The sequence below is a fragment of the Bradyrhizobium centrosematis genome (assembly GCF_045571495.1).
GTDB lineage: Bacteria > Pseudomonadota > Alphaproteobacteria > Rhizobiales > Xanthobacteraceae > Bradyrhizobium > Bradyrhizobium centrosematis.
This window is the reverse complement of the sequence record NZ_CP120703.1, coordinates 3,764,247-3,774,049: the sequence shown is the minus strand read 5'-3', so window position 1 is coordinate 3,774,049 and position 9,803 is coordinate 3,764,247. Positions and strand designations below refer to the sequence as shown.

The window sequence follows — 9,803 nt, the reverse complement described above, 5'->3', positions numbered from 1 at the left end:
CCCTGCAAGGCCGCCGGCCGCACACCTGCCCTACGGCTGTCTGAACGCGAACGGGGTCGCCGTGATCGTCTGCTTCTTGACGCAGGCCTGCGCACCAAAGCCGCCGCAGAAGCTGCCATGCAGATCGAAGCGGATGCTCCGCGCGCCGCCGCGCTTCACCGGCGGTGCCATGATCGTATAGCTGCGGACATAGCCGTCGAACACCTCACGCACACCGCCATCGGGCAGCGTCACCAGGATCTTCATGACGCAGCCACCGGTTCCGCAATAGATGGCCTCGCGATCCCCGCATTTGGTGTCGCGGAAATCGACGATGTAGTCGTCGCGGCCGTCGCCGGTCAGGTCGATCTTGCGCACCGTGTCAGGCGCGAAGCTCACCTCGCCGCCGTCCTGGCTGGTGCATTCCTCGTTGGCGTAACGCAGCGCCTTCTGCACGCCCGGCGGATAGTTGGACGGATCGAACGACCTGGCATCGTCGGCACGCGCGGCGGAGATCAGGACAAGCAGAAGCAGCAGATGGCGCATGGACGTTGGTCGCGGGCGCAGCCGAAACCGTTCAGGAAATCTTAAACATGATCAGCGCACCCTCGCTCAGTTCTCGCCTGCAGAGTGCCGCACCATGATCAAAGCGCCCGCCCTCCTCATGCTGTCGCTGGCGCTCGCCGGATGTGCCGTGACGCCACAGGCGCATCTGGCGTCTGATCCCGCGTTCAAGCCTGCACGCTATGCCTGGGATGGCGCCGGCGAGGATCCCAATCGGCCGCATGCCGCCGCGCAACCGACGCACGCCGCGGCTCGATCCGATCGCAACGGGTCGCGAGCCGGGCTTCAGTCCCGTTCGAACGAGTGGTGGCAAGCGCAGGACGGCAGCGAGGCCGAGCAGGATGCCAGGGTCAATCGCTCCCTGGTCATCTGCCAGGGGTGCCTGCGCCCGGCGCAGCAGCCTGAAGATTCCAGGCTCGCCAAAGCGACCGATTGAACCTACGCCAGAAACCCGCTGGGCAGATCGTGCGTTACGGCTGCGTGCGCGAAGAGCTGGCCGGAGATCATATGAGCGACGTGATCAACAACGAGCCAGAGCACCGTTACGAGCTCCAGGTCGAAGGACACCTCGCAACCGAGCACTACAGGCTCGAGGGCAATGTGATCACCTTCGAGCACACGGACGTGCCGAAGGAGCTTGGCGGCAAGGGGGTCGGCTCGAAACTGGTGCAAGGCGCGCTCGACCAGGTCCGCGCGGCGGGATTGAAGGTCGTCCCGCAATGTCCGTTCGTGAAGGCATGGATCGAGAAGCACCCAGACTACGCAGATCTCGTGGCGGGATAAGGCACAGGCCCGCCGGCTGCAACTGGCGGGCCTGCCGACATCTATCGCCTATTGTCCATGCTTGAGCATGTCCTGATCGGTCAGATCCCAGTCCTGCCATAGCTGGAGCACGCCGAGCAGCACGAGCACAGCGCCGAGACCGGTGTGATAGACGCGGAGAAAGCCATCAGCGGAATAGCCGACGACGTAGGGCGAGGCGATCAGCCACAGCCCGATGAGGATCGTCGTCACCTCCTGCCAGCGCTGCAAGGCGACATATTCGAGCTGGCTGATGCCAAAGACGACCAGACCGATTGCGACCGTGTTCAGGATTGCCGTCTGATGTCCGGCGATCGCCGGATCCTGGATCGGAAACCATGGTGACGCCACGATCACCGCGCCGAGCAGCATCCCGCACCAGTCTTCCCATGTTCGATGAGTCTTCAAGAAACCAAAGTCCGACATCGTACCCTCCTATGACAGAGGCACACGTCGGCGGCTGGCGGTCACGACTTCCGAACATCTTAGCGACCCTGCCGGCCGCATTCGGACGTATGTCCTCCAAAAGACGTGGGAACCGCCGGCGACCGCGCAAGAGCGGATGTCGGGATTATTTCGGGTCGCCGCACGACGTTGGCCGGTCATGAGCTCATGCCGCACCGCAGCTAGAGCGCCCCGAGCTTGCTCAGCGATTCCTGCGCGCTCGCCAAGTCGGGCTTCAACTCCAGCGCCTTCCTGAGATCGGCGATGGCGCCCTGCTTGTCGCCGAGCCGCAAGCGGGCCTGCCCGCGATTATTCCACGAGAACGCGTCGGACGGATCGTATTGCAACGCCTTGTCGTAGTCCGAAACGCCGCGCTTGTAGTCGCCCTGGAAGAGGCGCATCAGGCCGCGATTGCGCCAGCCGCGGGCGTCGGTGGGTGCAAGGCGGATGGCCTCGCCATAGTCGGCCGCGGCACGGTCGAGCTGTTCGCTGTCGCGATAGACGTTGCCGCGATCGATATAGGCGAGCAGATCGGGTGCAAGCTTGATCTGCGTGGTGTAATCGGCGATGGCGTGCGCCATGTCATGCTTGCGGTAGTACACAAGAGCGCGATTGCCGTAGGCCATGGCATAGTTGGGGTTGCGCTTGATCGCAGCGTCGAAATCGGCGAAGGCGCCGTCGAGGTCGTCCTTGTTGAAGCGAGCCTGCCCGCGATTGCTGTAGGCCAGCGCCAGCGACGGATCGAGCTTGATGGCCTCGTCGTATTCGGCAATGGCGCGATCGTAGTCGTGCTTGAACGAATAGACGCGGCCGCGATTGTTGTGGGGACAAGCATAATCCGGCGCGAGCCTGATCGCTTCGTCGAGATCGGACAGCGCGGCATCGAGCTCGTGCTTCTCGGTGAGACCATGGCCGCGATTGCAATAGGCGCCGGCGAGCCGGCGGCCGCTCTCGCTCTTGGTGTCGATGACGGTGGAGCAGGCCTTGACCCGCTGGTCCGGCGTGCTGGTCAGCCCCACGCAGACATCCCAGGCTGGACCGCCTTCAGCCGCAACCGGCGCCGTCGAGATCAGCGCCGCAAGCAACGCCATGAGACTGAGCGGGACACGCATTTTACGGATATCTCCCCTGCGGCAACCTTCCTTGGTCGCACCTTGGCAAGCACCGGTTCAGGCGCCTAGATCAGGAAGACAGCACGTTGGAAGGATCTTGCATGGCCGCATCGGTACGGGACAACAAGGACAGGAGCCGCTTCGAGCTCGATGTCGGCAGCGACATCGCCTTCGCCAATTACCGGCTGACACCGACGGCTGTCATCATCACCCATACGGAGACACCCCGCGCATTGCGCGGCCGCGGCATCGGCTCCGAGCTGGTCAAGGGCGCGCTCGATCTGATCCGCCGCGATGGAAGGAAAGTGATCGCCGGCTGCGGCTTCGTCGTCGACTATCTCGACAGGCATCCGGAGGATGCGGATCTGGTCGCCTGACGGCAAAAGGGCCCGCGAGAGCGCGAGCCCTTCCGGCACGACCGCTGTTCGGTCAGTGCTTGATCTCGGGCGGCAGCTTGCCGCCATTGGCGGCGAGCTTGGACATCACCTGCTTGTGCAGCCAGACGTTCATGCTGGCGGAGTCGTTCATGTCGCCGCTGTAGCCGAGCTCCTTGGCGAGGTCCTTGCGCGCGGCGAGGCTGGAATCGATGTCGAGGGCCTTCATCAGGTCGACGATCGAGGTGCGCCATTCGAGCTTCTCGCCCTTGTGCGCAGCCGCCGCCTTGTCGACGACCGCCGCCACGTCGACCGCGGCCATGGGCGCGGCGGCTGGCGCCGATGCGCCCGACGCAGTCCCTGCGGGCGCACTGCTCGGCGCTGTGCCACCGGCGGGCGCAGCGGAGGCCGTCTGGCTGCCGAAGATCGCGCTCATGATTTTCCCGAAAATGCTCATGTCTGCTCCCCGAAAAGGATCCGTTGGAAGGGCCTGAGTGGCACACTTATAGACCAAGTTACTGCGTGGCGCCCGCGAAGTTCCGCGAACCATCGCGCAGCATCAGCTTATCTGCGGCGAAATGACGACCGAATGACGCTGCCGAAGTTGCGCTGCGGCATCGAATTTCACCCAAGCGTGAGGGACAGGACTCGGAAATAGGCGTACGCTTCGTGCTCAGCTCGCGATGCCTTCCGGAATTCGCGTCTGGTCGGACTCGCGAAACTCGAAAATGGCGGCCGATCGCGCCGTTTGCCGGCGCCGAACTCGGCCGCGCGGCAAGGGAGCTAGCGACCATGGCCACACTCTACCAGGGCAATGTCCCCCCGATGGGCCGGACCGCAGATGCGGCAGGCCCAGTGATCCGAACCATCCAACTCTCCGATCTGCACGATGCGCTCCGGCGCGGCTGGGATGATTTCAAGGCCGTTCCGAGCCACGCCATCATCCTCTGCGCGATCTACCCGGTGCTCGGCCTCGTGCTCGCGCGCGTGGTGATGGGCTATTCGGTGCTGCCGCTGCTGTTTCCGCTTGCCGCCGGCTTCGCGCTGATCGGCCCCTTCGCGGCCCTCGGCCTCTACGAGCTTTCCAGTCGGCGCGAACGCTATGAAGAAGCGAGCGCCTGGGATGCCATGGAGGTGCTGCGCTCGCCCTCGTTCGGAGCGATGCTTGGCCTCGGCACGTTGCTGCTCGCTCTGTTCGTGACCTGGGTTGCGACCGCGCAGGCGATCTATATCGCGGCATTCGGCTATGAGGGCGTGACCGGGATATCAGACTTCGTAACGCGCGTGCTGACAACGCGGCAAGGCTGGTGGCTGATCGTGGTCGGCTGCGGCACCGGCTTCCTGTTCGCGCTCGCTGCGCTCTGCCTCAGCGCCGTGTCGTTCCCGCTAATGCTGGACCGTCATGCCGGCGCGTTCGAGGCGATGAGCACGTCGCTGCGCGTTGTCGCGACGAACCCGATGCCGATGGCGGCCTGGGGCCTGATCGTCGCGGTGCTGCTCGCGCTCGGCACCGTTCCGGCCTTCCTCGGTCTGGCCGTGGTGATCCCCCTGCTCGGCCATGCCACCTGGCATCTCTACCGCAAGGTGATCGTCTCGGAGCCCGGTGCACGTCCGGTGCCGCCCCCGCCACATCGTCCGCGCAAACCCGCAGCCGACTTCCCGGCCAATCTCTTCCCTTGGCGTAACAGGACCGACGCCTGACGGTATCGTGACATGCGATCCTGCCCCGGCTCGGGCAGGATCGCACTGCCACGCGCCTTGCTTTGGCCGCGGTTCCGACCGAGATTGCTTCCTGCCGGCCAGATCGCTTCACGGAATTCATTACCTCGAATGACCTCGACGATTTCTCGTCTCGCTCTCGCAGCCTTCGCCCTCTCCGCGTCAATCCTTTCCGTCCAGCCAGCGTTCGCCGCGGTTGCCTGCGGTTCTGGCAATTTCGATGCCTGGCTTGCGGACTTCAAGACCGACGCTGCGGCCAAGGGCATCTCGCAACAGGCCATAACATCGGCTCTCGCCGGCGTGACGCTGGATCAGAGCGTGCTCAACCGCGACCGCTCGCAAAAGGTTTTCACCCAGACCTTCGAGGAGTTTTCCGGCCGCATGGTCCCGCCGCGTTTGCAACGCGGCTCCGACAAGATGAAGCAATACGGCTCGGTGCTGTCGCGCATCGAGCAGGCCTATGGCGTTCCCGGCGAGATCCTGGTCGCAATCTGGGGCTTGGAGACCGATTTCGGCGTCAACACCGGCAAGTTCGCCACGATCCGCTCACTCGCAACGCTGGCCTACGACTGCCGGCGGGCCGAGCAGTTTCGCGCCGAACTGATGGATGCGCTGCGCATCGTCCAGCGCGGCGATCTCGCGCCAGCCGAGATGAAGGGCGCCTGGGCCGGTGAGCTCGGCCAGACCCAGTTCATGCCGTCATCGTGGATGAAATACGCCGTCGATTTCGACGGCAATGGCAAGCGCGATCTCCTGCACAACGCGCCCGACGTGCTCGCCTCCACCGCCAATTATCTCGCCGGCTATGGCTGGCAGAAAGGCAAGGATTGGCAGCCCGGCAGTCCTAATTTTGCGGTGCTCCAGCAGTGGAACAAGAGCGAGGTCTATTCCAAGACCGTCGCTTATTTCGCCACCCAACTCGCACGCGCGCCCTAAATCGCAATCACGTAACGCGTAGGGCCGATCGCCCAGCGACCGGCCCTCTCTTGGGTCGCGTTTACCTGCCTATTTACTTGGCCATGGTGGCGTGCATCGCCTTGTTCAGATGTGCGCCGCACGCAGCCATCTTGCCGTTGAGCAGCGAATCCTGTGCCGCCGCGATCTCCTTCTGTGCGACGAACTTGCTGTCGCCGTCAGCCATGTTCTCGATCGCGGTTTCCGTCTTCTCCAGATTGGCCGAGCTGCAGCCGCCCATGGCGTGCTTGGCGGCCTGGGCGGGCGCGATGGCGAGCGCGGCGGTAGCAATTGCGATAACCCCGAGTAACTTCGTCATGACGTTACTTTCCTTCTCTTGTTCTTCTTGAGACAGACCTGGCGGCATTGCCGGATTCTGCGACATGACTTTCCCCCGAGTGCGGCAACTTGCCGCAATAAATTCATCGCGAGAATTGCGTGATGTTGCGGGTCGCGCAGAGGGGCATGCAGAAATTCTGTTCTCCACCTCATGGTGGTCGTCGAATCGCACGCTGGCGCGACGGGAATGCGACCTCTGACTAAGGCCCGCCGCCTACCCCACCCCAGAATTCACGCGGCGAAACGCTGGAACTCACCAGGACGCCGTATGGCCCACTAAAGTAATGAATATAAATTCAGATCGCCTCATGCCTCATCATGCGATTCGCGCATGCCGGACTTGGGTCTAGAAGCTGAACGACCGCTTGCCGCCAATGACCGCGCAACTTATTTCCGGGATGACCGAGATCAAGGGACTTGCGTTAAACCCGTGATTTCACGGGCACTTATTGCAGGCCGCAGACGATCTTGAGCAGGCTTTGGGCAGGAGCGCCTTCGAGTTAATCCTCCGTTACCGCCGTTATGCGCTTCTCGCTTAGCTGCATCGCAACATCGGAACTTTCGCACTGCACCACTCTCACCTATATTCATTTCAACGATGAGGCCCGAAGCAAGGGCTGAATCGAACTACAGGAGACTACCAATGCTGCTCTCGCTCATCCGCATGATCCAGGCCTTCCGGGACTATCAGCGCAATGTTGCCGAGCTGTCCCAGCTCAGCGATCGCGAGCTGGCCGATATCGGCCTCGATCGCTCGGACATCCCGCGCGTTGCCGCCGGTCAGTATCAGGGCTGATATCGTTCAGTCCTCAACCGGACCAACCGATAGCGCCCGCCTCGTGCGGGCGTCGTCGTTTCTGAAGGCAGAAAACTCGATCTCGGCGATTCCACTCCCGGCCGAAAAGCGCTACCTGTCCGCCCCATGACAGGACCCCAATCCAACATCGTCCACGTGATCGGCGCCGGCCTCGCCGGCTCTGAAGCCGCTTGGCAGGTGGCAAAAGCCGGCGTGCCCGTGATGCTGCACGAGATGCGGCCGACCCGCATGACCGAAGCGCACCGCACTGACGGCCTCGCCGAGCTGGTCTGCTCCAATTCGTTCCGCTCGGACGATGCCGCCAACAATGCCGTCGGCCTCCTGCATGCGGAGATGCGCCGGCTCGGCTCGCTGATCATGCGTGCGGCCGATGCCAACCAGGTGCCCGCCGGTGGCGCGCTGGCCGTCGATCGCGACGGCTTCTCGGCGGCCGTAACCAAGGCCCTCAACGACCATCCCCTGATCGAGATTGCCCGCGGCGAAGTCTCAGGCCTGCCGCCGGCCGAGTGGAGCAACGTGATCGTTGCCACTGGCCCCCTCACGTCGGCCCCCCTGGCCGATGCCATCCGCGAGCTGACGGACGAGAACGCGCTCGCCTTCTTCGACGCGATCGCGCCGATCGTGCACCGCGAGTCGATCGACATGTCGGTGGCTTGGTTTCAGTCACGCTATGACAAGGTCGGCCCAGGCGGCAACGGCGCGGATTACATCAACTGCCCGATGACCAAGGAGCAGTATGACGGCTTCGTCGCCGCACTGATCGCCGGCGAGAAAACCGAATTCAAGGAGTGGGAGACCAACACGCCCTATTTCGACGGCTGTCTGCCGATTGAGGTGATGGCGGAACGTGGCCTCGAGACGCTGCGCCACGGTCCGATGAAGCCGGTCGGCCTCACCAATCCGCACGATCCCACCACCAAGGCCTACGCGATCGTACAGCTGCGCCAGGACAACAAGCTCGGCACGCTCTACAACATCGTCGGCTTCCAGACGAAGCTGAAGTACGGCGAACAGCAGCGCATCTTCCGGACCATTCCGGGGCTGGAGAACGCCGAATTCGCCCGCCTCGGCGGCCTGCATCGCAACACCTTCCTGAACTCGCCAAAGCTGCTCGACGGTCAGTTGCGCCTGCGTGCACAGCCACGGCTACGCTTTGCCGGCCAGATGACGGGCTGCGAGGGCTATGTGGAATCGGCCAGCGTCGGCCTGATCGCCGGTCTCTATGCCGCCGCGGATGCGCGTGGCGAGGCGCTTGTCAGCCCGCCCGGCACGACCGCGCTCGGATCGCTGCTCGGCCACATCACCGGCGGCCATATCGAAACCATCGAGCCGGGCACCCGCTCGTTCCAGCCGATGAACATCAATTTCGGCCTGTTCCCGCCGCTTGCGAGCGTGCCGACCAAGAAGCCCGACGGCACGCGGCTGCGCGGCAACGAGAAGACGGTGGCCAAGAAGCAGGCGTTGAGCGCACGGGCGCTCGCCGATCTCGATCGCTGGATCGCCGATCACCTGCGCATTGCCGCCGCCGCGTGAGTCTTCGATGAGCCTCCCCAAAGACGACGCCGCAGAGCTCTCGGCGCGCTGGACCGAGGGCGTGCTGCTCAAGCGCGACGTGTTCTCGACCGTCGAGCGCGGGCGCTTCCGCGGTGAGACCGGCGAGGTCGACGCCGTGCTGCGCCGGCTCGACGAGGTGCCATGGTGGTCGTTCCTGCTGGCGCGTCATCTGTTCGCCCGCGAGAAGCACGCGCTGGCGCGCGCCAAGGGTCTCAATGTCGGTCCCGAGCTGCTGTGGGCCGGGCAGCGCGCGCTGGTGCGCGGCTTCGTCGACGGCGCCGCGCTGCATCTGGCCAAGCCGCATGGCGACCTCGCTTATTTCCGTTCGGCCAAGGCGGTGCTGCGCCGCCTGCGCCGCGCCGGCATCTGCCACAACGACCTCGCCAAGGAGCAGAACTGGCTGGTCGGCCGTGACGGCCGCGCTTATGTGACCGACTTCCAGCTCGCGGCCTGCTTTGACCGCCGCAGCCGGCTCTATCGCATCCTCGCCTATGAAGACCTCCGGCACCTGCTCAAGCACAAGCGCTCCTACGCGCCCGACGCGCTGACCCCGCGGGAGCGAAAGATCCTCGCCAAGAAGTCGTTCGCGGCAAGCCTGTGGCTCGCGACCGGCAAGAAGGTCTATCGCGCCATCACGCGCGGCCTGTTCAACTTCACCGACCGCGAGGGCGGCGGCCGCAGGCTGGTGAATGATGCGCCGGTGCTGACCGCGCTGATCCGCAAGAATCCGGCCGTGCGCGACACCGCCATCGTCGCTTTCGCCGACCGCCGGTCCGGCGTCGGCCTCTATGCCTTCGTCGAAGCCGATCAGGCCACGCTCGAAGGCCAGTTGCGGAACGAGCTCACAGCCGCGCAGGGGCCGAAACCGCCGGAACACATCCAGGTCGTGCACGCGCTGCCGCGCGACACCAGCGGCAAGCCGCGCACCGAGATCCTGCAACTGGTGGCCATGAACCAGCTCGACCTGATCGAGCCGATGATGAAGAACGACCAGGATCGCGCCTTTCTCAAGGACATCCTCGAACAACGGAAGAACCTGCGTGATCGCTTCAACTTCGAGGCGGACCTGCCGACGGGCTGACGGGCTGCCCGCGCCTTGAAGCGTCCACATTGGCGATAGAGAAGCGGTCGGAGAACTTGGGCTCG

At 64.2% G+C, this 9,803-nt stretch carries 13 protein-coding genes; 8 read left to right on the top strand and 5 right to left on the bottom strand.

Features of this window, described 5'->3' with window-relative positions; all coding sequences use genetic code 11:
• Nucleotides 1-30: 30 nt before the first annotated feature.
• Nucleotides 31-525, bottom strand: a complete 495-nt coding sequence (locus P6U31_RS18205; protein ID WP_407189748.1) for a hypothetical protein — start codon at nucleotides 523-525, stop codon at nucleotides 31-33.
• Between the two features lie 94 nt (nucleotides 526-619).
• On the opposite strand from P6U31_RS18205, the gene P6U31_RS18200 reads away from it, so the two are divergent.
• Together P6U31_RS18200 and P6U31_RS18195 are read left to right on the top strand one after the other, a co-directional pair.
• The gene (locus P6U31_RS18200; RefSeq protein ID WP_407189876.1) at nucleotides 620-979 is read left to right on the top strand and encodes a hypothetical protein; all 360 of its coding nucleotides are present in this window, start codon (nucleotides 620-622) and stop codon (nucleotides 977-979) included.
• A gap of 71 nt (nucleotides 980-1,050) precedes the next feature.
• Entirely contained in the window at nucleotides 1,051-1,326 is a 276-nt protein-coding gene (locus tag P6U31_RS18195) for a GNAT family N-acetyltransferase (RefSeq protein ID WP_407189747.1), read from the top strand.
• Between the two features lie 48 nt (nucleotides 1,327-1,374).
• On the opposite strand, the gene P6U31_RS18190 is transcribed toward P6U31_RS18195, so the two are convergent.
• Together P6U31_RS18190 and P6U31_RS18185 are read right to left on the bottom strand one after the other, a co-directional pair.
• Complete coding sequence (locus tag P6U31_RS18190) at nucleotides 1,375-1,770, bottom strand: SPW repeat protein (protein WP_407189746.1); 396 nt, start codon at nucleotides 1,768-1,770, stop codon at nucleotides 1,375-1,377.
• A 200-nt stretch (nucleotides 1,771-1,970) separates the two neighbouring features.
• Nucleotides 1,971-2,900 (bottom strand): tetratricopeptide repeat protein, encoded by a 930-nt coding sequence (locus tag P6U31_RS18185; protein ID WP_407189745.1) that lies wholly within the window; start codon nucleotides 2,898-2,900, stop codon nucleotides 1,971-1,973.
• A 101-nt stretch (nucleotides 2,901-3,001) separates the two neighbouring features.
• Here P6U31_RS18185 and P6U31_RS18180 point away from each other — a divergent pair, with 101 nt between their 5' ends.
• Nucleotides 3,002-3,277 carry a GNAT family N-acetyltransferase gene (locus tag P6U31_RS18180; RefSeq protein WP_407189744.1) on the top strand — a complete coding sequence of 92 codons (276 nt, stop codon included), beginning with the start codon at nucleotides 3,002-3,004 and terminating at the stop codon, nucleotides 3,275-3,277.
• 52 nt (nucleotides 3,278-3,329) lie between these two features.
• On the opposite strand, the gene P6U31_RS18175 is transcribed toward P6U31_RS18180, so the two are convergent.
• Nucleotides 3,330-3,731 (bottom strand): DUF3597 domain-containing protein, encoded by a 402-nt coding sequence (locus tag P6U31_RS18175; RefSeq protein WP_407189743.1) that lies wholly within the window; start codon nucleotides 3,729-3,731, stop codon nucleotides 3,330-3,332.
• A gap of 335 nt (nucleotides 3,732-4,066) precedes the next feature.
• Here P6U31_RS18175 and P6U31_RS18170 point away from each other — a divergent pair, with 335 nt between their 5' ends.
• Both P6U31_RS18170 and P6U31_RS18165 read left to right on the top strand, forming a co-directional pair.
• Entirely contained in the window at nucleotides 4,067-4,975 is a 909-nt protein-coding gene (locus tag P6U31_RS18170; RefSeq protein ID WP_407189742.1) for a DUF2189 domain-containing protein, read from the top strand.
• A 129-nt stretch (nucleotides 4,976-5,104) separates the two neighbouring features.
• Nucleotides 5,105-5,929 carry a lytic transglycosylase domain-containing protein gene (locus P6U31_RS18165; RefSeq protein ID WP_407189741.1) on the top strand — a complete coding sequence of 275 codons (825 nt, stop codon included), beginning with the start codon at nucleotides 5,105-5,107 and terminating at the stop codon, nucleotides 5,927-5,929.
• Nucleotides 5,930-6,002: 73 nt separating this feature from the next.
• Here P6U31_RS18165 and P6U31_RS18160 read toward each other — a convergent pair whose 3' ends face one another.
• Entirely contained in the window at nucleotides 6,003-6,332 is a 330-nt protein-coding gene (locus P6U31_RS18160; protein ID WP_407189740.1) for a hypothetical protein, read from the bottom strand.
• Between the two features lie 597 nt (nucleotides 6,333-6,929).
• Here P6U31_RS18160 and P6U31_RS18155 point away from each other — a divergent pair.
• From P6U31_RS18155 to P6U31_RS18145, 3 genes are all read left to right on the top strand, one after another.
• Complete coding sequence (locus P6U31_RS18155; protein ID WP_007590701.1) at nucleotides 6,930-7,082, top strand: DUF1127 domain-containing protein; 153 nt, start codon at nucleotides 6,930-6,932, stop codon at nucleotides 7,080-7,082.
• Between the two features lie 126 nt (nucleotides 7,083-7,208).
• The gene (trmFO, locus tag P6U31_RS18150; protein WP_407189739.1) at nucleotides 7,209-8,636 is read left to right on the top strand and encodes a methylenetetrahydrofolate--tRNA-(uracil(54)-C(5))-methyltransferase (FADH(2)-oxidizing) TrmFO; all 1,428 of its coding nucleotides are present in this window, start codon (nucleotides 7,209-7,211) and stop codon (nucleotides 8,634-8,636) included.
• A 7-nt stretch (nucleotides 8,637-8,643) separates the two neighbouring features.
• Complete coding sequence (locus P6U31_RS18145; protein ID WP_407189738.1) at nucleotides 8,644-9,738, top strand: serine/threonine protein kinase; 1,095 nt, start codon at nucleotides 8,644-8,646, stop codon at nucleotides 9,736-9,738.
• The last annotated feature ends 65 nt before the right edge of the window (nucleotides 9,739-9,803 follow it).

Bases quoted from the DNA above. Each gene is read 5' to 3' on its own strand.
- P6U31_RS18205 (WP_407189748.1), bottom strand. From the start codon at position 525: ATGCGCCATCTGCTGCTTCTGCTTGTCCTGATCTCCGCCGCGCGTGCC.
- P6U31_RS18200 (WP_407189876.1), top strand. From the start codon at position 620: ATGATCAAAGCGCCCGCCCTCCTCATGCTGTCGCTGGCGCTCGCCGGA.
- P6U31_RS18195 (WP_407189747.1), top strand. From the start codon at position 1,051: ATGAGCGACGTGATCAACAACGAGCCAGAGCACCGTTACGAGCTCCAG.
- P6U31_RS18190 (WP_407189746.1), bottom strand. From the start codon at position 1,770: ATGTCGGACTTTGGTTTCTTGAAGACTCATCGAACATGGGAAGACTGG.
- P6U31_RS18185 (WP_407189745.1), bottom strand. From the start codon at position 2,900: ATGCGTGTCCCGCTCAGTCTCATGGCGTTGCTTGCGGCGCTGATCTCG.
- P6U31_RS18180 (WP_407189744.1), top strand. From the start codon at position 3,002: ATGGCCGCATCGGTACGGGACAACAAGGACAGGAGCCGCTTCGAGCTC.
- P6U31_RS18175 (WP_407189743.1), bottom strand. From the start codon at position 3,731: ATGAGCATTTTCGGGAAAATCATGAGCGCGATCTTCGGCAGCCAGACG.
- P6U31_RS18170 (WP_407189742.1), top strand. From the start codon at position 4,067: ATGGCCACACTCTACCAGGGCAATGTCCCCCCGATGGGCCGGACCGCA.
- P6U31_RS18165 (WP_407189741.1), top strand. From the start codon at position 5,105: ATGACCTCGACGATTTCTCGTCTCGCTCTCGCAGCCTTCGCCCTCTCC.
- P6U31_RS18160 (WP_407189740.1), bottom strand. From the start codon at position 6,332: ATGTCGCAGAATCCGGCAATGCCGCCAGGTCTGTCTCAAGAAGAACAA.
- P6U31_RS18155 (WP_007590701.1), top strand. From the start codon at position 6,930: ATGCTGCTCTCGCTCATCCGCATGATCCAGGCCTTCCGGGACTATCAG.
- trmFO (WP_407189739.1), top strand. From the start codon at position 7,209: ATGACAGGACCCCAATCCAACATCGTCCACGTGATCGGCGCCGGCCTC.
- P6U31_RS18145 (WP_407189738.1), top strand. From the start codon at position 8,644: ATGAGCCTCCCCAAAGACGACGCCGCAGAGCTCTCGGCGCGCTGGACC.